Origin of the sequence: Streptomyces sp. NPDC052023, from assembly GCF_044548465.1 — a bacterium.
Classification (GTDB): Bacteria; Actinomycetota; Actinomycetes; order Streptomycetales; family Streptomycetaceae; genus Streptomyces.
The window spans coordinates 38,793-58,024 of record NZ_JBIUBW010000009.1 but is presented as its reverse complement, the minus strand read 5'-3'; the positions used below and the strand labels follow the sequence as shown (position 1 = coordinate 58,024).

General features: G+C 72.2%; 19 protein-coding genes and 1 pseudogene. 14 read left to right on the top strand and 6 right to left on the bottom strand.

Features of this window, described 5'->3' with window-relative positions:
* Positions 1–74: 74 nt before the first annotated feature.
* Complete coding sequence (locus tag ACIHCM_RS19700) at positions 75–1,019, bottom strand: serine hydrolase (RefSeq protein ID WP_399897345.1); 945 nt, start codon at positions 1,017–1,019, stop codon at positions 75–77.
* Between the two features lie 119 nt (positions 1,020–1,138).
* Between ACIHCM_RS19700 and ACIHCM_RS19695 the strand changes: the two genes are divergently transcribed.
* Positions 1,139–1,870 (top strand): SseB family protein, encoded by a 732-nt coding sequence (locus ACIHCM_RS19695; protein ID WP_399897342.1) that lies wholly within the window; start codon positions 1,139–1,141, stop codon positions 1,868–1,870.
* 17 nt (positions 1,871–1,887) lie between these two features.
* On the opposite strand, the gene ACIHCM_RS19690 is transcribed toward ACIHCM_RS19695, so the two are convergent.
* Complete coding sequence (locus ACIHCM_RS19690; protein ID WP_399897339.1) at positions 1,888–2,235, bottom strand: DUF1844 domain-containing protein; 348 nt, start codon at positions 2,233–2,235, stop codon at positions 1,888–1,890.
* 387 nt (positions 2,236–2,622) lie between these two features.
* Between ACIHCM_RS19690 and infC the strand changes: the two genes are divergently transcribed.
* The 10 genes from infC to ACIHCM_RS19640 all read left to right on the top strand — a co-directional run bounded on the left by infC (position 2,623) and on the right by ACIHCM_RS19640 (position 13,395).
* Positions 2,623–3,261: a translation initiation factor IF-3 gene (gene infC / locus ACIHCM_RS19685; protein ID WP_399897865.1), complete on the top strand. Its 639-nt coding sequence runs from the start codon at positions 2,623–2,625 to the stop codon at positions 3,259–3,261.
* A 113-nt stretch (positions 3,262–3,374) separates the two neighbouring features.
* The gene (rpmI, locus tag ACIHCM_RS19680; RefSeq protein ID WP_003977225.1) at positions 3,375–3,569 is read left to right on the top strand and encodes a 50S ribosomal protein L35; all 195 of its coding nucleotides are present in this window, start codon (positions 3,375–3,377) and stop codon (positions 3,567–3,569) included.
* 97 nt (positions 3,570–3,666) lie between these two features.
* Positions 3,667–4,050, top strand: a complete 384-nt coding sequence (rplT, locus tag ACIHCM_RS19675; protein ID WP_004933571.1) for a 50S ribosomal protein L20 — start codon at positions 3,667–3,669, stop codon at positions 4,048–4,050.
* 101 nt (positions 4,051–4,151) lie between these two features.
* Entirely contained in the window at positions 4,152–5,000 is an 849-nt protein-coding gene (locus ACIHCM_RS19670; RefSeq protein ID WP_399897336.1) for a TrmH family RNA methyltransferase, read from the top strand.
* 53 nt (positions 5,001–5,053) lie between these two features.
* Positions 5,054–6,190 (top strand): ATP-binding protein, encoded by a 1,137-nt coding sequence (locus ACIHCM_RS19665; protein ID WP_399897333.1) that lies wholly within the window; start codon positions 5,054–5,056, stop codon positions 6,188–6,190.
* Between the two features lie 191 nt (positions 6,191–6,381).
* Complete coding sequence (gene pheS, locus ACIHCM_RS19660; protein WP_399897330.1) at positions 6,382–7,503, top strand: phenylalanine--tRNA ligase subunit alpha; 1,122 nt, start codon at positions 6,382–6,384, stop codon at positions 7,501–7,503.
* The gene (gene pheT / locus ACIHCM_RS19655; RefSeq protein WP_399897327.1) at positions 7,503–10,019 is read left to right on the top strand and encodes a phenylalanine--tRNA ligase subunit beta; all 2,517 of its coding nucleotides are present in this window, start codon (positions 7,503–7,505) and stop codon (positions 10,017–10,019) included. The genes pheS and pheT overlap by 1 nt, the downstream gene beginning before the upstream one ends.
* A 193-nt stretch (positions 10,020–10,212) precedes the next feature.
* Positions 10,213–11,223 (top strand): PP2C family protein-serine/threonine phosphatase, encoded by a 1,011-nt coding sequence (locus ACIHCM_RS19650; protein WP_399897324.1) that lies wholly within the window; start codon positions 10,213–10,215, stop codon positions 11,221–11,223.
* A 215-nt stretch (positions 11,224–11,438) separates the two neighbouring features.
* Positions 11,439–12,779, top strand: a complete 1,341-nt coding sequence (locus ACIHCM_RS19645) for a transcriptional regulator (protein WP_399897321.1) — start codon at positions 11,439–11,441, stop codon at positions 12,777–12,779.
* 70 nt (positions 12,780–12,849) lie between these two features.
* Positions 12,850–13,395: an NUDIX hydrolase gene (locus tag ACIHCM_RS19640; RefSeq protein ID WP_399897318.1), complete on the top strand. Its 546-nt coding sequence runs from the start codon at positions 12,850–12,852 to the stop codon at positions 13,393–13,395.
* 1 nt (position 13,396) lies between these two features.
* On the opposite strand, the gene ACIHCM_RS19635 is transcribed toward ACIHCM_RS19640, so the two are convergent.
* Together ACIHCM_RS19635 and ACIHCM_RS19630 are read right to left on the bottom strand one after the other, a co-directional pair.
* The gene (locus ACIHCM_RS19635; protein WP_393102813.1) at positions 13,397–13,654 is read right to left on the bottom strand and encodes a hypothetical protein; all 258 of its coding nucleotides are present in this window, start codon (positions 13,652–13,654) and stop codon (positions 13,397–13,399) included.
* Positions 13,655–13,847: 193 nt separating this feature from the next.
* Positions 13,848–14,708: a 3-hydroxybutyryl-CoA dehydrogenase gene (locus tag ACIHCM_RS19630; RefSeq protein ID WP_399897315.1), complete on the bottom strand. Its 861-nt coding sequence runs from the start codon at positions 14,706–14,708 to the stop codon at positions 13,848–13,850.
* Between the two features lie 162 nt (positions 14,709–14,870).
* Between ACIHCM_RS19630 and ACIHCM_RS19625 the strand changes: the two genes are divergently transcribed.
* On the top strand, positions 14,871–16,094 hold the full coding sequence (locus ACIHCM_RS19625; RefSeq protein WP_399897312.1) for a glycoside hydrolase family 10 protein: 1,224 nt from the start codon (positions 14,871–14,873) through the stop codon (positions 16,092–16,094).
* 1 nt (position 16,095) lies between these two features.
* On the opposite strand, the gene ACIHCM_RS19620 is transcribed toward ACIHCM_RS19625, so the two are convergent.
* Together ACIHCM_RS19620 and ACIHCM_RS19615 are read right to left on the bottom strand one after the other, a co-directional pair.
* Positions 16,096–16,296: a DUF1918 domain-containing protein gene (locus ACIHCM_RS19620; RefSeq protein WP_365451345.1), complete on the bottom strand. Its 201-nt coding sequence runs from the start codon at positions 16,294–16,296 to the stop codon at positions 16,096–16,098.
* 89 nt (positions 16,297–16,385) lie between these two features.
* Positions 16,386–17,300, bottom strand: coding sequence for a DMT family transporter (locus tag ACIHCM_RS19615; protein ID WP_399897309.1), 915 nt, complete (start codon positions 17,298–17,300; stop codon positions 16,386–16,388).
* Between ACIHCM_RS19615 and ACIHCM_RS19610 the strand changes: the two are divergent.
* Both ACIHCM_RS19610 and ACIHCM_RS19605 read left to right on the top strand, forming a co-directional pair.
* Positions 17,299–18,725, top strand: a pseudogene (locus ACIHCM_RS19610) (PLP-dependent aminotransferase family protein). The gene ACIHCM_RS19615 and the pseudogene ACIHCM_RS19610 overlap by 2 nt on opposite strands.
* Before the next feature lie 96 nt (positions 18,726–18,821).
* Positions 18,822–19,211, top strand: a complete 390-nt coding sequence (locus ACIHCM_RS19605; protein ID WP_399897306.1) for a MauE/DoxX family redox-associated membrane protein — start codon at positions 18,822–18,824, stop codon at positions 19,209–19,211.
* Positions 19,212–19,232 lie beyond the last annotated feature (21 nt).

Below are 19,232 nucleotides of genomic sequence, written 5' to 3'. Positions count from 1 at the left end.
CTCACGACGCCGCATCACAGGCCACTCCCGCCACACGGCCCTCACCGGCCCAATCGGCCACCGGTGGCTGCCCGCTAGACGTCAGCCGCGGACGCCCGGGACCCTTCGGTGAACACGGACACGGCGGCGCACGCCGCCGACTCCACCAGCGAGACCCCCTTCTGTTTCGTCGTGTTGCCGTCCGACAGCACGGCCACCAGGAAGGCACGGCCGTCGACGGTCACCCGCCCGATGCTGTTGATGTTCCACAGGCCGGTGGCGCTGCGCGGCAGCCAGCCGTTCTTCAGAGCCCCGGCCGACCCGTCCCCGGCCGCCGACACCCCCCACCGCTGCCCGTCGGCGATCCGTCCCATCAGCTTCTGGAGATATGCCCGCGAGGCCGCGCTCAGCTCGGAATCCTTCTCGAACACCTGCTGCAGCAGCACGAGTTGGTCGGCCGCGGTGGTCCGCGTCAGCCCCCACAGCATCCCCTCGCCGCCCTCGGTGCCGGTCAGCCCGAACCGCTCGTTCGCGGCCTTGAGCCCCTTCGCCCCGCCGATCGTCCGCCACAGGGCCGACGCCGAGTCGTTGTCGCTGCGCTCGATCATCGCGGCGGCGTGGGACTTCTCCGCCGCCGTCAGATCCCGGCGGGCGTCCTGCGCCTTGAGCAGCAGCGCCGCCAGGATGTCCACCTTGACGATGCTCGCGGTGTCGAAGGCGCCCTCGCCGTACGCGGCGCTCGCGCCGGAGTCCAGGTCGAGCACGGTCACCGACACCCGCGCCCCGTCCTCGGCCGGCAGGGCCCGCACGGCCTCGGCCAGCAAGGCGTCACGGCTTGCCGCCGGCCGTCGCACAGCTTCCACCGCTGCCTCCCCGCTCGCGGGCACCGGCGCCGACGGCGCCACGGCCGACGATACGGCTCGCGTCCCGGCGTGCGCCCACGGCGTCGCGCAGGCCGCCCCCGAGGCCGTACCGCTCAGCGCGACGGCGCAGGCGACGGCGGCGCCTGTCAGGGCGGGGCGGGCTGCGGGAAACTCCATACCTCCATGGTGGGCGCGACGTCCGTACGGGGAAGCCGGTGGGCCTGAGATCTGTGTCACCGCAGGCTGCGAGAGCCCCAGCGGGGTCCGGCGGGATGCCCGCTATAGGGTCGGGGACCGTGGCGAACAAGAACATTCCCGACCCAGGCTTCTCCGACGACGACGGCTCCGCCGACCCCCGGCTGAGCGCGGCGCTCGCCGCCTGGGCCGGGGACCGCACCGCCGTGGGACCCGTGCTCGCCGCGCTGAAGGGCGCCAGGCTGCTCGTCCCGGTGGTCGCCGTGCTCGGCGAGGCCGAGGAGGACGAGAACGGGCTGCGCCGGGAGAAGACCAGCGACATGGCCGTACCTACGCTGAAGGCCGGCGGCCGCACCGCACTGCCCGCCTTCACGTCCACCGACGCCCTGGCCCGCTGGGATCCGCGGGCCCGCCCCGTGGCCGTACCGCTGCACCAGGCCTTGCAGGCCGCCGCGCACGAGAAGGCGGACACGGTCGTGCTGGACCTGGCCGGACCCGTGCCCTTCGAGCTGACCGGCCCCGCGCTGCTGGCGCTGGCCGAAGGGCGCACGAGCACCGACCCGCTCACCGACCCGGCGGTCGTCGCGGCGGTACGGGACGCCGTGGCGGCCGAGCCCGCCGTGCTCCGCGCCCACCTCGGGCCGGGGCAGGCGGACGGCACCCTGGCCCTCGTCCTCGACCCGGCGGCCACTCCCGCCGACGCCGCTCGCGCGGTGGCGCGGCGCATGGCGGCCGACGAAACACTGAGGGCCCGCCTGGTGCGCGGCCTCGACCTGGCACTCCTGCCGGCCGGAACCACCCCTCCGGGCGAGCCCCTGTACGTACGCGAGTGAATACGTACGCGAGTGAACTAGCCGTAGATCGGGCCCGTGTACTTCTCGCCGGGGCCCTGGCCCGGCTCGTCGGGCACGAGAGAGGCCTCGCGGAACGCCAGCTGGAGGGACTTCAGGCCGTCCCGCAGCGGGGCCGCGTGGAACGAGCTGATCTCGGTGGCGCTCGCGTCCAGCAGGCCGGCGAGGGCGTGGATCAGCTTGCGGGCCTCGTCCAGGTCCTTGTGCTTCTCGCCCTCCTCGGTCAGACCGAGCTTCACCGCGGCCGCGCTCATCAGGTTGACGGCGACCGTCACGATCACCTCGACCGCGGGCACCTCGGCGATGTCGCGGGTCATGGCGTTGAAGTCGGGCGTCTCTTCACTCATGCCGTTCACCATAGGGGCACAGGGAGAACCAGCCCCAGTCGGCCTCGGTTAGCCGATTCCGGGCGAGGCTGCTAACCTTGTGTAACGACCGGTCGGACACGTATGCCTCACAGCTCACGAGCCCGACCTACAAGTGGAGGCTTCGAACTCCCACCTGACCGCCCTCGAGGGCGGCGGGTCACCGGTCAGGCGGTCCCGTCCTCCGTGACGGCACACCGCCCGAAAGTGCGCCCCGCGGTCACCGCGGCGGTCGCTCCGGTAGTTCGAGGAGCCCCCGCCTGTGATCGTCCGGGGCATTTTTTCTGCTTCGGCGCGGTTCGGTCTAACGAACACAGACGTTACGCGGCTGTCCGCCAGACCGTCGCGTGGTGCTACCGAGGAGGATCCATCAGCGCCGAGCCCCGCATCAACGACCGGATTCGCGTTCCCGAGGTGCGACTTGTCGGTCCCAGTGGCGAGCAGGTGGGCATCGTCCCGCTCGCTAAGGCACTGGAGCTTGCGCAGGAGTACGACCTGGACCTGGTCGAGGTCGCGGCGAACGCCCGTCCGCCCGTGTGCAAGCTCATGGACTACGGGAAGTTCAAGTACGAGTCGGCCATGAAGGCCCGTGAGGCGCGCAAGAACCAGGCGCACACGGTCATCAAGGAGATGAAGCTCCGGCCGAAGATCGACCCGCACGACTATGACACCAAGAAGGGTCACGTCGTCCGGTTCCTCAAGCAGGGCGACAAGGTCAAGATCACGATCATGTTCCGTGGGCGTGAGCAGTCCCGGCCCGAGCTGGGCTACCGGCTGCTGCAGCGACTGGCGGAGGATGTCCAGGACCTCGGTTTCGTGGAGTCGAACCCGAAGCAGGACGGCCGCAACATGATCATGGTTCTCGGTCCGCACAAGAAGAAGACCGAGGCGATGGCCGAGGCTCGCCAGGCGCAGGAGGCCCGCAAGGCCGAAGCGAAGGCCAACCCCGGCAAGTCGCAGAACGCCGCGGAAGCCGAGGCTCCGGCAGAGGCCCCCGCCGAGGCGTGACCCCGGGGGACGAGAGTCCCCAGGAGACGTAACCGAAACAAGAGCGACGCTCCACCGTGCCCGGTTTTCGCGACCGGGCACCGGAGCGCCACCGACGAGGAGAGAACGGCGCTATGCCGAAGAACAAGTCGCACAGCGGTGCCAGCAAGCGCTTCAAGATCACCGGCTCCGGCAAGGTGCTCCGTGAGCGCGCCGGCAAGCGCCACCTGCTCGAGCACAAGTCGTCCCGCGTGACGCGTCGCCTCACCGGCAACGCCGAGATGGCCCCGGGCGACGCCGCGAAGATCAAGAAGCTTCTCGGCAAGTGACGTACGGGCGCCACTGAGCGTCGTACGTCTGGACCGGGACCCCATCGATTCCGGGCCGTGTGAGGACAACCACGGCCCCGCTACAAGGAGTTAACAAGTGGCACGCGTCAAGCGGGCAGTCAACGCCCACAAGAAGCGCCGGGCGATCCTCGAGCAGGCCTCCGGCTACCGCGGTCAGCGCTCGCGCCTGTACCGCAAGGCCAAGGAGCAGGTCACCCACTCGCTGGTCTACAACTACAACGACCGCAAGAAGCGCAAGGGTGACTTCCGCCAGCTGTGGATCCAGCGCATCAACGCCGCTGCCCGCGCCAACGGCATCACGTACAACCGCTTCATCCAGGGCCTGAAGGCCGCCAACGTCGAGGTCGACCGCAAGATCCTGGCCGAGCTCGCCGTGAACGACGCCACCGCGTTCGCCGCGCTCGTCGAGGTCGCGCAGAAGGCGCTGCCGGCGGACGTCAACGCGCCGAAGGCCGCGTGACGCTCGCGCCGGCCTGAGCCGACGTGACCTGACGGACCCGTGGGTTTCCCCTGCGGGTCCGTCTCTTTGTGACTGCGTAGTTGTTGTGAAGGTGAGCCGAGATGCCCCCCGTCAGCCCCGAGCTGATCTCCCCGCGTTCCCCCCGCGTCCTGGCCGCCCGGCGGCTGGCCAGGCGCAACTTCCGGGGCAAGGAGCGGCTGTTCCTCGCGGAGGGGCCGCAGGCCGTGCGGGAGGCCGGGGCGCAGCCGGGGACGCTCGTGGAGCTGTTCGCGACCGTGGAGGCCGCCGAGCGGTACGCCGACATCATCGGTGAGGCCCGCGGCACCGGCGCCCGGCTGCACCTGGCTTCCGAAGAGGTCATCGCCGACATCTCCACGACCGTGACCCCGCAGGGCCTGGTGGGGATCTGCCGGTTCCTGGACACACCCTTCGAGGAGATCCTCGCCGCCCGGCCGCGGCTGGTCGCCGTGCTCGCCCACGTGCGTGACCCGGGCAACGCCGGGACCGTGCTGCGCTGCGCCGACGCCGCCGGCGCCGAGGCGGTCGTGCTGACCGACGCCTCCGTCGACCTGTACAACCCCAAGGCCGTGCGCGCCTCCGTCGGGTCGCTGTTCCATCTGCCGGTCGCCGTCGGGGTGCCCGTCGAGCGGGCCGTGGCCGGGCTGAAGGACGCCGGGGTGCGGATCCTCGCCGCCGACGGGGCCGGGCAGGACGACCTCGACGACGAGCTGGACAAGGGCACCATGGGTGGCCCGACCGCCTGGGTCTTCGGCAACGAGGCCTGGGGTCTGCCCGAGGAGACCCGCGCCCTCGCGGACGCCGTGGTGCGCGTCCCGATCCACGGAAAGGCCGAGAGCCTGAACCTCGCGACCGCCGCGGCCGTATGCCTCTATGCGTCGGCCCGTGCACAGCGTGCCCCCGGAGGCTGCCGCAGCGTCACCGCGAGCTAGTAGGGTGGCCAGCTCGGGGGCCTCCTGCTCCGTCTGAGAGGTGGGGTACGCGGATGAGCGTCGGCACGAGCAGCGCTCCGGGGGGGCGGGACGTGCGGCGCCCGCCCGCGTCGCGGCACGGAGAACCGGCCGGGCCCGGTATCGACCCCGACGAACTGCCCGACGGCCTCGTCGTCGCCGACGAGAACGGGCACGTGATCTGCTTCAACGCCGCCGCCGAACGCATCACCGCCGTCGCCGCCGCCGAGGTGCTCGGGCAGCCGCTGGACAAGGCGCTGCCCCTGGAGGATCTGGAGGGCAGGCGCTGGTGGCAGCTGACCGACCCCTACGGCGGCCTCGCCACCCGGGTGCGGCAGCCGGAGCGGAACCTGCTGCTGCCGGGCGGGCGGGAGGTGCTCGTCTCGGCGCGCTACGTCCGCACCGCCCCCACCGGACCCGTCCGCCGCGTGGTCGTCTCGCTCCGGGACACCGAGGCCCGCCGCCGTACCGAGCGCAGTCACGCCGAGCTGATCGCCACCGTCGCCCACGAGCTGCGCTCGCCGCTCACCTCGGTCAAGGGGTTCACGGCCACGCTGCTGGCCAAGTGGGCGAGGTTCACCGACGACCAGAAGCGGCTGATGCTGGAGACCGTCGACGCCGACGCCGACCGCGTCACCCGGCTCATCGCCGAGCTCCTCGACATCTCACGGATCGACTCGGGCCGGCTGGAGGTGCGCCGCCAGCCCGTCGACATGGGCGCCGCCGTCGGCCGGCACATCCAGGCGTACGTCGCCGCGGGCCTGCCCGCCGACCGGTTCCTGCTCCGCCTGGAACAGCCACTGCCAGAGCTGTGGGCCGACCCCGACAAGATCGACCAGGTGCTGAGCAATCTCATCGAAAATGCCGTGCGGCACGGCGAGGGAACCGTCACCATCGACATCACGCCCGCCGCGTCCCCCCGCGAAGGAGAGGACGCCGGCACGTCGGTCACCGTGAGCGACGAGGGCACCGGCATCCCGGAGGAGTCCATGAACCGCGTCTTCACCCGCTTCTGGCGGGGCAGCAAGCGGGGTGGCACGGGCCTCGGGCTGTACATCGTCAAGGGCATCGTCGAGGCCCACGGCGGCACCATCACGGTCGGCCGCGCCCACGGCGGCGGCGCGGAGTTCCGCTTCACGTTGCCCGTGGCGGCGCCGGCGTTCGAATTCTAGTGCCTGTTGCGGCACTAGGGAGTGCGTAGCGTCGTACAGGGCGCGGGGGTGACGGGTGGGCCGGACGGCCACGGGCGCATTCGTCCCTCGTCACCCCGTTAGACTCGGCCTTTGGCACCTTTGTGTCCCACGGACGGCCCAGCCGGTCGGTGACGGGGCCTTCAGCCAGCCAATCGGAAGCACGGGAAGAGATGTCGGCACCGAATAAGTCGTACGACCCTGTCGAGGTCGAGGCGTTGAAACCGGAAGAGATCGAGCGCATGCGGGACGAGGCGCTCGCCGCCTTCGCCGCCGCGGACTCCCTCGACGCGCTCCAGGAGGCCAAGGTCGCCCACACCGGCGGCACCTCCCCACTGGCGCTGGCCAACCGCGAGATCGGCGCCCTGCCCCCGCACGCCAAGGCGGCCGCCGGCAAGCTGGTCGGCCAGGCCCGTGGTGCCGTCAGCAAGGCCCTGGCCGCCCGCCAGGCCGAACTGGAGGCCGAGCGGGACGCCCGGGTGCTGGTCGAGGAGGCGGTGGACGTCACGCTGCCCTACGACCGCGTGCCCGCCGGTGCCCGGCACCCGCTGACCACGCTCTCCGAGCGCATCGAGGACGTCTTCGTGGCCATGGGCTACGAGGTCGCCGAGGGCCCGCAGGTCGAGGCCGAGTGGTTCAACTTCGACGCCCTCAACATCGGCCCGGACCATCCGGCCCGCGGTGAGGCGGACACGTTCTTCGTCGAGGGCCCGGACGGCACCGCCGACTCCGGCGTCGTGCTGCGCACCCACACCTCGCCGGTGCAGATCCGCTCCCTGCTGGAGCGCGAGCTGCCGGTCTACGTGATCTGCCCCGGCCGCGTGTACCGCACCGACGAGCTGGACGCCACGCACACCCCGGTCTTCCACCAGGTCGAGCTGCTCGCCGTCGACGAGGGCCTGACCATGGCCGACCTCAAGGGCACCCTCGACCACATGGTGCAGTCGCTGTTCGGCGAGGGCATGAAGACCCGGCTGCGGCCGAACTTCTTCCCGTTCACCGAGCCGTCCGCCGAGATGGACATGGTGTGCTACGTCTGCCGCGGCGAGTCCGTGGGCAACCCCGACCGGCCCTGCCGCACCTGCTCCAGCGAGGGCTGGATCGAGCTGGGCGGCTGCGGCATGGTCAACCCGCGGGTGCTCACCGCCTGCGGCGTCGACCCGGAGAAGTACAGCGGCTTCGCCTTCGGGTTCGGCATCGAGCGGATGCTGATGTTCCGCCACAACGTCGAGGACATGCGAGACATGGTCGAGGGTGACGTCCGGTTCACCCGGCCGTTCGGGATGGAGATCTGATGCGGGTCCCGCTTTCTTGGCTGCGGGAGTACGTCGACCTGCCGGAGACGGAGACCGGTCGTGACGTGCAGGCCAAGCTCATTTCGGCCGGTCTGGAGGTCGAGACCGTCGAGCAGCTCGGCGACGGCCTCAAGGGCCCCTTGGTCGTCGGCCAGGTGCTGACCATCGAGGAGCTGACGGAGTTCAAGAAGCCGATCCGCTTCTGCACCGTCGACGTCGGCCAGGCCAACGGCACCGGCGAGCCCCAGGAGATCGTCTGCGGCGCCCGTAACTTCGCCGTCGGCGACAAGGTCGTCGTGGTCCTCCCCGGCGCCGTGCTCCCCGGCGGCTTCGCCATCTCCGCGCGCAAGACCTACGGCAAGACCTCGCACGGCATGATCTGCTCCAGCGACGAGCTGGGCATGGGCGACGACGGCACCAAGGGCATCATCGTGCTGCCGCCCGAGACCGAGGTCGGCAAGGACGCGATCGAGCTGCTCGAGCTGGTCGACGAGGTGCTGGACATCGCCGTCACCGCCAACCGCGGCGACTGCCTGTCCATCCGCGGCGTCGCCCGCGAGACCGCCATCGCCTACGGCCTGCCGCTGCGCGACCCGGCCCTGCTCGACGTCCCCGCGCCGAACGCCTACGGCTACCCGGTGAAGGTCTCCGAGCCGATGGGCTGCGACCGCTTCACCGCCCGCACGGTCTCCGGGCTGCGCCCCGAGGCACGCTCCCCGATCTGGCTGAAGCGCCGGCTGCAGAAGGCCGGCATGCGCCCGATCTCGCTCGCCGTCGACGTCACCAACTACGTGATGATGGAGCTCGGCCAGCCGCTGCACGCCTACGACCGCTCCCTGGTCCAGGGCACCATCGGTGTCCGCCGGGCCGCGGAGGGCGAGAAGATCGTCACCCTCGACGGCGTGGAGCGGAAGCTGCACGCCGAGGACCTGGTCATCACCGACGACCGTGGCCCCATCGGACTCGCGGGCGTCATGGGCGGCGCCGACACGGAGATCGCGGACCACGAGGACGCCGAGGGCGGCACGACCGACGTCGTGATCGAGGCCGCGCACTTCGACGAGGTCTCCATCGCCCGCACCGCCCGTCGCCACAAGCTGTCCTCCGAGGCCTCCCGCCGCTTCGAGCGCGGCGTCGACCCGCAGGCCGCGTCGGCCGCCGCGCAGCGCACGGTCGATCTGCTGGTGCTGCTCGCGGGCGGCACCGCCGAGGCCGGTGTCACCGAGATCATGGCCCCGTCCGCGCCGCACACCATCACCGTCCCGGCCGACCACCCGGACAAGGTCGCGGGCGTCGGCTACGGGCGGGAGACCGTGGTGCGCCGGCTCCAGGAGATCGGCTGTGACGTGTACGGGCAGGACGAGCTGATCGTCACCGTCCCGTCCTGGCGGCCGGACCTGCTGGAGCAGAACGACCTCGCCGAGGAGGTCATCCGCCTGGAGGGCTACGAGAACCTGCCCTCCACGCTGCCCAAGCCCCCGTCGGGCCGCGGTCTGACCCACCGGCAGCGGCTGCACCGCAGGGTCGGCCGGGCGCTGGCGGGCGCCGGCTACGTCGAGGCGCCGAACTACCCGTTCGTCAGCGAGCAGGTCTTCGACCAGCTCGGCCTGGACGCCGCCGACCCCGCCCGCCGCGTGGTTAAGCTGGTCAACCCGCTCAACGACGAGGAGCCCGCGCTGCGCACGTCGCTGCTGCCGGGCCTGCTCGGCGCGCTGCGCCGCAACGACGGCCGCGGCTCGCACGACCTCGCGCTGTTCGAGACCGGGCTGGTCTTCCTGCCGCGGGGTGAGCAGCGCGGCACCGCCGCGCATCTGCCGGTGGACCGCCGGCCCACCGACGCGGAGATCGCCGCGCTCGATGCCGCGCTGCCCGAACAGCCGCGCCACGTCGCCGTCCTGCTCGCGGGCGCCCGCGAGCAGGCCGGCTGGTGGGGCAAGGGCCGTCCGGGCGACTGGGCCGACGCCGTCGAGGCCGCGCGTACGGTCGCCCGCGAGGCGGGTGCGGAACTCGTCGTGCGCAAGGGCCGGTACGGGCCGTGGCACCCGGGCCGCTGCGCCGAGCTCGTGGTCGTCGCCGACGGCACCGAGCGGATCGTCGGCCACGCCGGCGAGCTGCACCCGCGCGTGGTGAAGGCGCTCGGCCTGCCCGCGCGCACCTGCGCGACGGAGCTGAACCTGGACGCCCTAGAGGAGATCGGGAACAACATCCCGCAGGCACCCCGCATCTCGTCCTTCCCGGTGGCCACGCAGGACGTCGCGCTGGTCGTCGAGCAGGCGGTCGCTCACGCGGACGTCGAGGCCGCCCTGCGCGAGGGCGCCGGCGAACTGCTGGAGTCCATCCGGCTGTTCGACGTGTACGAGAACGCCGACCAGCTCGGCGCGGGCCGGAAGTCGCTGGCGTACGCGCTGCGGTTCCGGGCCGGTGACCGGACGCTGACCGTCGACGAGGCGTCCGCGGCGCGGGACGCGGCGGTGGCGCTGGCCGCGGAGCGCACCGGCGCGGAGTTGCGCAGCTAGACCCTCGCGGGGAACGGCGGGCTCGGTCCACGGCCGGCCACGCGGTTCCCCGCCCCGGGGGCTTCGGAAGCACCTCACTCGTTCGGGTGGGATCTTCCGGTGATCTGGTCCTACCGGGCCATGCGGCGACAGAATCGGACCGGCCTTTCGAGGTCGGTCTGCGCTGTCACGGCCTGCATGGGAGGCCACCCGCATGATCCGTATCAGGGCCCTGGGATTGCCCACGATGTGGGGTGCCCTGGCGATCACCTACAAATTATTCTGTCCGCTCGCCCAGCAGACCTCCCTCGGCGCGCGGATCGTCACCAGCGCCGTGTTCTTCGTGGTCGGCACCGGCCTCGTCCTCCATGTCCGCCGGACGCTGCTGCGTGAGCTGCGACAGGCCCGCAAGGTCGCCGGTGCCGCCCAGAGCGCGCTGTTACGGCCGCTGCCCCCACGCATCGACGGGCTGAACGTCGCCGCGGCGCAGCTGTCCGCCGACCGCGGGTCCTCCCTCGGCGGTGATCTGTACGAGGTGATCGCCACCGAGCACGGTGTACGGGTCGTGATGGGCGACGTGCGGGGCCACGGGCTCGACGCGCTCGGGACGGTCGCCGCCGTGCTGGGCAGTTTCCGCGAGGCCGTGCACGACGAGCCCGACCTCGGCCGGGTGCTGCACAGACTGGACCGCGCGCTGGCCCGGCACCTGCGCGAACGTCCGTCCGCGGAACGGACCGAGGAGTTCGTGACCGTCCTGCTGCTGGAGATCGGCAGGGACGGCGAGGTACGGGCGCTCAACTGCGGGCATCCGTGGCCGTACCGGCTGCGGGACAGCGCGGTCGAGCCGCTGACCCGGGCCGAACCCCTGCCGCCGCTCGGCCCGTTCCCGCTGCCGGCCGAGCTGTCCGCCGTACGCCACGGCGAACTCGGCCCCGGCGACGCGCTGTTCCTCTTCACGGACGGCGCCGAGGACGCCCGCGACGGGCATGGCCGGTTCTTTCCACTCGCCGACGTGCTGACCGAGGCGGCCCGCGAGGGCACGCACTCCCCGCAGGCCCTCCTGGGGTCGGTGTTCACACGCCTGTTACGGCACACGAGCGGCACCCTTCCCGACGACGTGGCCCTCCTGATACTCCGCAACGAACGCCAATCCCGACGGTCTTCGGGCCGGCGCGCAACGGCGCGGCCCGCCACGATGCACCCGCAGCCGACAACGCGCCGCTAGCCGGCGCTCTCCCCGGCGTGAGCTCCCGGCAGGGCCGCCGCACTGTACGAGGGGGAGCCGGCGGCCCTGCCGGCCTCTTTCGAGGCATTTCAGTCAACCGGCAGGAAACTCTCCGCAACAGTGCGCGCACCCTGCGGATGCGCGCACTCCGTTCACACCCCGTGTGAAGCCGGATTCACTACGCTGTCGACACCGAGCCACCCGGGGGGCCTCCCATGCAGCCCAACACTCTGCTCGACGCGATCCTGGACGAGGCGGGGATCTCGCACGCCGGTCTCGCGGCCCATGTGAACCAGGCCGGACGCTCCCGAGGGCTCGTCCTGCGCTACGAACACACCGCCGTGGCCCGCTGGCTGAAGGGCCAGCGCCCGCGCGGCCACGTGCCCGACCTGATCTGCGAGGTGCTCGCCGCCCGCCTGCACCGTCCGGTCACCCTCGACGACATCGGCCTCGGCGTCCCGGGCCGGCCCGCCACCGCGCACGCCACCTCGCTGTCCGGGTTCGTCGAGCGCGCCACCGCCCTGTGGCGCTCGGACGAACAGCAGCGGCCGCATGTGCTGGGCGCACCCGCGGTGACCGGGACGCCCGCCGTGATGCCGGTGTGGGAGTGGGAGAACCCGCCCGAGGATGTCGACGTCTCGCGCGGCGGCCCGCACCGGGTCACCCCGGCCGACCTCGACATGCTGCGTGCCGCCCGCGCCCACTACGAACAGATGTACCGCAAGGCCGGTGGCATAGCGACCCGCGCCCGGATCGTCGGATTCCTCAACGCCGAGGCCGCGCCGCTGCTGCGCGGCAGCTACACCGACGCCACCGGCCGCCAGCTCCACCGCGCCACCGGCGGGCTGGTGGCGATCGCCGGGATCTGCGCCTACGACTCCGACGCACACGGCCTCGCCCAGCGCTACTTCCATCAGGCGCTGCGGCTCGCCAAGGCCAGTGGTGACCGGGGGCTCGGAGCGTATGTGATCGCGCTGCTGGTCAACCAGTCGCTGTTCATGCGGGAGCACCGCCAGGCCGTCGCCTTCGCCGAGGCCGCGCTGCGGGCCGCCGGCAAGCAGATCACCCCGGCGCTCGCCTCCGACCTGTACGCGATGCAGGCGAAGGCGTACGCACACCTCGGCGACGGCACGAGTGCCCTGTCCTGCATCCGGCGGGCCGAGCAGGCCGCCGAACGCATCCGGCGCGGCCACGAACCCGACGAGACCGGCTATGTCCAGCCGGGCCTGGTCAACGTGCAGGTGGCGGAGGCGCTGCTCAGCCTCGGCGAGCTCGCCGCCGCCGGGGAACACGCCACGGCGGCCGTGGACACCCCGGCGCACGACCGGGGCCGGGTGCACCGGCTCGCCATGCTCAGCACCGTCGAACTGCGCCAGGGCAACGCGGAGAAGGCGGTGGCCACCGCGGTGGAGATGGCCGAACAGGCCCGCGGCATGGAGTCCCAGCGGCTGCGCGACAGGCTCCGGGCGGTGCGCGAGCATCTGGCGCGCAGCGGCGGCGCGGGCACGGCCGAGGCCGCCGAACTCATCGACGGGGCCCTGCGCGTACCGCTGTAGACGGGCCTTTTCCCTGTTGCCCTGTCCCTGCTGCGATATTGCCACTTACTCGAAGGAAGGTGGCAGGACCGTGCAGTGGACGAAACAGAACGAACAAACGGTGTATGAAAACCGCTGGTTCAGCGTCAACCTCGCGGACGTGGAGCTCCCGGACGGGCGGCACCTCGACCACTTCCTGATACGGATGCGGCCCGTCGCCGTGGCCACGGTGGTCAACGAGGCGAACGAGGTCCTGCTCCTGTGGCGCCACCGCTTCATCACCGACAGCTGGGGGTGGGAACTCGCGGCCGGCGTCGTCGAGGACGGGGAGGACGTCGTGCGTGCGGCCGCCCGGGAACTGGAGGAGGAGACCGGCTGGCGGCCGGGACCCCTGCGGCACCTGATGAGCGTGGAGCCGTCCAACGGCCTCACCGACGCCCGGCACCACATCTACTGGGCCGACGAAGGCGAGTACGTCGGACACCCGGTGGACGACTTCGAGTCGGACCGCAGGGAGTGGCTCCCCCTCAAGGTCGTCCCCGACCTGGTCGCCCGCGGCGAGGTCCCGGCCGCCAACATGGCGGCCGCGCTGCTGTTGCTGCACCATCTCAGGCTGGGCCAGGACACCTTGCCCTGAGCTACCTCCCCAGTGCCTGCCAGAGCGACACGACCAGGGCGCCCACAGCCGTCACGGCCGCGACCGACGGCAGCGGCCAGCGGGCGTGTTCCAGGGTGACGAGGCGGGCGTTCACCTCGTCGAGTTCCTTGGTCGTCTCCTCGGTGCGGTGGCTGAGCAGCGCCAGCCCGCCCTCGACCCGTGCGTACGCCACGTCTAGCCGGCGCCGTAACTCTGCGAGTTCACCATGGACGACGGAATGCTCGGGATCGGCGGTCACGAACCGCTCCTTTCCGTAGTCGAATCACATCCCTTGCATGCGCACCACGAGTCAACTCGCCTGGTGGGTGCGTGGGGAGCGTGTGCGTGGGGCATATGCGTGCCCGGCGCGCACACGGTGTGTGAATGCCGCGGGCCCGGCACCGGAAGACCGGTGCCGGGCCCGCGCCTGGCCGAAAACCTACCGTCCGTAATCAGCCGTACGTGTAGAAGCCCGAGCCGCTCTTGCGGCCCATCCGGCCCGCGTCGACCATCCGCTGCAGCAGCGGGGGAGCGGCGTACAGCGGCTCCTTGTACTCCTCGTACATGCTCTGCGCCACGGAGGCCACGGTGTCCAGTCCGATCAGGTCGGAGAGCTTCAGGGGGCCCATCGGGTGGGCGCAACCCATCTCCATGCCGTTGTCGATGTCCTCACGGCTGGCGATGCCCGACTCGAACATCCGGATCGCGGAGAGCAGATACGGGATCAGCAGCGCGTTGACCACGAAGCCCGAGCGGTCCTGTGCGCGGATGCTGTGCTTGCCCAGCGTCTTCTCGGTGAACAGCTGGGCCCGGCCGAGCGTGCCCTCGGACGTGGTCAGCGCCGGGATCAGCTCGACCAGCTGCTGCACCGGGGCCGGGTTGAAGAAGTGGATGCCGATGACCTGGTCGGGGCGCGAGGTGGCGACCGCCAGCTTCACCAGCGGGATGGACGAGGTGTTCGACGCCAGGATGGCGTCCGGCCGGGTCACCACCTGGTCGAGCACCTGGAAGATCTCGGTCTTGACCTGCTCGTTCTCGACGACGGCCTCGATCACCAGGTCGCGGTCGGCGAACTCGCCGAGGTCGGTGGTGAAGCTCAGGCGCGCCTGCGTCGCCTCCCGCTCCTCCTCGCTGATCTTGCCGCGCTCGGCCGCCTTGGACAGGGAGTTGAACAGCCGGGTACGGCCGATCTCCAGGGCCTCGCCGGTGGTCTCGGCGACCTTCACATCCAGTCCGGCGCGGGCGCACACCTCGGCGATGCCCGCTCCCATCTGGCCGCAGCCCACGACTCCGACGCGCTCGATGTCGGTCACATCGTCCCCTTCGCTGACTCGGCAGGTCCGCCGGGTTCGGTGCCTGCTCCGTTCGTGCACGTTACCCGTAAGTATCGATGATCGATCGCAGGGGTGGGTGCATGCTGTGCCGCGGAGACGATTCGTGACGGGATGGATCCGCAGAGTACAGGGGTGTTTTCCATGGGACGGCTGTCACGCCGGGCGTTCGCGCTGGCCGCACTGACCACGCTGGCGGCTGCCGGTGACGCGGGCGCGGCCCCCGCGCGGCGGCCTCGCGCCGGCACCGAGATGCGGGGCATGTGGGTGGCCACCGTGACCAACCGCGACTGGCCGTCGCGCACGGGCCTGCCGGCCGCCGAGCAGCGCGCCGAACTGCTCGCCCATCTCGACACGGCGGCCAGGCGACGGCTGAACACGGTGATCCTCCAGGTGCGGCCCACGGCCGACGCCCTGTGGCCGTCGTCGTACGAGCCGTGGTCGCAGTACCTCACGGGCACCCAGGGCCGCGACCCCGGCTGGGACCCGCTCGGCACGGCCGTCACGGAGGCGCACGCCCGGGGGCTGGAACTGCACGCCTGGTTCAACCCGCTGCGGGTCGCGATGCACACCGATCCGAGCCGCCTCGTCGCCTCCCACCCGGCCCGGCAGCACCCCGACTGGGTGGTGGCGTACGGCGGGAAGCTCTACTACAACCCCGGGCTGCCACAGGTCCGCACGTTTGTGCGGGACGCGATGCTGGACGCGGTGGCACGCTACCCGGTCGACGCCGTCCACTTCGACGACTACTTCTACCCGTACCCGGTCGCCGGCCAGACCTTCGACGACGACGAGGCCTACGACACCTACGGCGGCGCCTTCCCGGGCCGCGCCGACTGGCGGCGCGACAACATCGACCGGCTGGTACGCGACACCGCCACCCGCATCCAGCAGATCCGCCCCGGCACCCGGTTCGGGATCAGCCCTTTCGGGGTCTGGCGCAACGCCTCCACCGACCCGCGCGGCTCGGACACCCGGGCGCTGCAGTCGTACGACGACGTGTACGCGGACACCCGCAAGTGGGTGCGTGAGAACTGGATCGACTACATCTGCCCGCAGTTGTACTGGCACATCGGCAACTCGGCCGCCGACTACGCCAAGCTCGTGCCCTGGTGGGCGGAGGTGGCGCGGGGCACCGGGACGCAGCTGTACCTGGGGGAGGCGCTGTACAAGGCGGGAGACCCGGCCCAGCCCGCTCGCTGGCAGGACCAGGCCGAGCTGTCCCGGCACCTGACGTTCGCCAAGGGCCACCCGGAGGTGCGCGGGCACGTCTACTTCGCCGCCCGGGAGGTGGCGGTGGACGCCCACGGGGCCATGGCGCGGGTGGTCGCCGACCACTACGGGCAGCAGGCGGCGCCCCCGCGCTGAATCACCGCCCGGTGGTGGTTTCCCTGTGCCGGATCTCCGTGTCGGGACCCGGGGAGCACAGCCCCTCGTGCCCGTCCTGGAAGCGGACGCGGTACGGGGGTTCGCCCTTCTGGCCCAGCACTTCGACGATCTCGCCGACCTTGTCGTGCTGTCCGACCACCCTGCCGTGCTGGACAAGCTGGTCGCCCACGATTGCGCGCATCTGGGACCTCCTCACGATGTGCGGGAGCAGCGGTCCTCGACGTCGAGTCTACGGCGGACAGCTCCGGCCGGTACCGGTGCGAACGCCGCTCAGCCGCGCGACCGTTGCGTGACGGCGATGCAGACGAGCACGGCCGCGGCCGTCAACGGGGCGGCCACGGTCAGATGCTCGCCCAGCAGCAGCACCGACCACACCAGTGTGAGCAGCGGCTGGGCCAACTGCAACTGGCTGGCCTTGGGGACGCCGACGGCCGCCATGCCCCGGTACCAGACGACCAGGCCCAGGAACTGCGAGCCCGCCGCGACCCACAGCACGCCCGCCACGCTGTGGAAGGTGAGCTGCACGGGCTCGTACGACAGGGCCACCGCGGCGAGGGGCACCGTGAGGGGCAGACACAGCGCCAGCGCCCAGCCGATCACGTGCCAGCCCGGCATGAGCCGGGCCAGCCGCCCGCCCTCGGTGTAGCCGGCGGCGCACACCAGCAGCGCCGCGAAGAGGTACAGGTCGGCGCGGGACAGGGCGCCGCCGCTCTGCTGCACCGTGAAGGCCAGCACCGCGACCGCGCCCGCGAGCGCCGCCACCCAGAAGGTGCGGGAGGGGCGGGTGCCCATGCGCAGGGCCGACATCAGCGCGGTCGTCAGCGGCAGCAGGCCCACGACGACGGCGGCGTGGGCGGTGGTCGAGGTCTCCAGGGCGAGCGTGGTGAGCAGCGGGAAGCCGAGGACGACACCGGCGGCGACGACCGTGAGGCCGGCCCAGTGCTCCCGGGCGGGCAGAGGTACACGCAGCGCCAGCAGACACCCGCCGGCGATCAGTGCCGCGAGCACGCTCCGCACGGCGACCAGCGACCAGGGCCCGAAGCCCTCCAGGCCCCATGCGGTGGCCGGGAAGGTGAGGGAGAAGGCGATGACGCCGAGCGCGGCCTGGAGGGTGCCGAGTGAGGCCGGCGGCCGACCGCTGACTGCTATCCGGGTCGGCGCGATAGCGCTACTCTGTGTCTTCATGCAACAGAGTAGCAGCGTGGCTGAACTGGCAAACCGGCTACGAGGGGAACTCAACCACTACTCTCCCGGTGGAAAGCTCCCGTCCAGCCGGGCGCTCGTGGAGCGATTCCGGGTCAGCCCGGTGACCGTCTCCCGGGCCCTCGCCCAGCTCGCCGCGGAGGGCCTGGTCGTCACCCGGCCCGGCGCCGGCGCGTTCCGGGCCCGCCCGCGCACCGGCGGCGCTCCCGGGGGCGACACCTCGTGGCAGGAGGTCGCGCTCAGCGCGGACGCCGCCGCGGAGCTCGTACCCCGCACCGTGGACGCGGCCGGGGTCACCGTCTCGCTCGCCGCGCCGCCGCCGGGGGTGACCGAGTTCAACGGCGGCTATCTGCATCCGTCGCTCCAGCCGGAGAAGGCCATGGCGGCGGCGCTCTCCCGTGCGGGCCGGCGTCCGGGCGCGTGGGGGCGGCCGCCGCTGGAGGGGCTGCCGGAGCTGCGTGAGTGGTTCGCCAGGAGCATCGGCGACACGGTCACCGCCGCCGAGGTGCTGATCACGTCCGGCGGCCAGTCGGCCCTGACGACCGCGCTGCGTGCCCTGGCGCCGCCCGGCGCGCCGGTTCTGGTCGAGTCACCCCGGGCATGCTGGCGATCGCCCGCGCGGCGGGCCTGCGTCCCGTGCCCGTGCCGGTGGACGCGGACGGCGTGAAGCCGGCGCTGCTCGCCCACGCGTTCCGGGCGAGCGGGGCCCGGGTCTTCGTCTGCCAGCCCCTGTTCCAGAACCCCACCGGCGCGGTGCTCGCGCCGCAGCGGCGCGGTGAGGTGCTGCGCATCGCGCGGGAGGCCGGGGCGTTCGTGGTCGAGGACGACTTCGTGCGGCGGCTGGTGCACGCGGACGCCGGGCCGCTGCCGCGCCCGCTGGCCGCCGACGACCCCGACGGCGTGGTGGTGCACGTCTGCTCGCTGACGAAGGTGACCTCGCCGAGCTTCCGGGTGAGCGCCCTGGCCGCGCGCGGGCCGGTGCTGGAACGGCTGCGCGCCATCCAGGTGGTCGACACCTTCTTCGTGCCCAGGCCCCTGCAGGAGGCGGCCCTGGAACTCGTCGGCTCGCCCGCATGGCCCCGCCATCTGCGCACGGTCTCGGTGGAGCTGAAGGCCCGCCGCGACGCGATGACGGCGGCGCTCGGGCTGCACCTGCCCGAACTGGCCCTCGCGCACATCCCCTCGGGCGGCTACCACCTCTGGCTCCGTCTGCCCGACGGCACCGACGAGTCCGCCTTCACCGCGGCCGCCCTGCGCGCCGGAGTGGCCCTCACCCCCGGCCGCCCCTACTTCAGCGCCGAACCGCCGGCGGGCCACGTCCGCCTGAGCTTCGCGGCGGTGGCGGGGGTGGGGGAGATCACGGAGGGGGTACGGCGGTTGCGGGCGGCCGGTGACGAGGTGCTGTGAGTCTGCCGGGCCGCTGCGCCCGGGCTCGTGGAAGGTGTGGACCCGCCGCCCCTACCGTCCAGTAACATCACCGCCACGTCATCCCGAGGAGGCACCGTGGCCCGGTCGAAGCGCTCACCTCTGATGCTCGCAGGTCTGCTGGCGACCGCAGGTGTCGCACATTTCGTCGTCCCGCGGCAGTTCGACGCGACCGTTCCCCGGGTGCTTCCGGGCTCGCCGCGGGCCTGGACGTATGCGAGCGGCGTCGTGGAGATCGCCCTGGCGGCCGGGCTGGCCGTGCCCCGGACCCGGCGGGCCGGCGCGCGGGCGGCGGCGGCGTTCTTCGTCGGCGTGTTCCCCGCCAACGTCCAGATGGCCGTCGACTGGCGCCACCGGCCCGCCCCGCTGCGCACCGCGGCCTACGCGCGGCTGCCGCTCCAGGTCCCGCTGGTGCTGTGGGCGCGGAGCGTGGCACGCGACGGGCGCTCCGGCCCGTCCCGCGGGTGAGGGGCGGTCGCACGGGCCGGC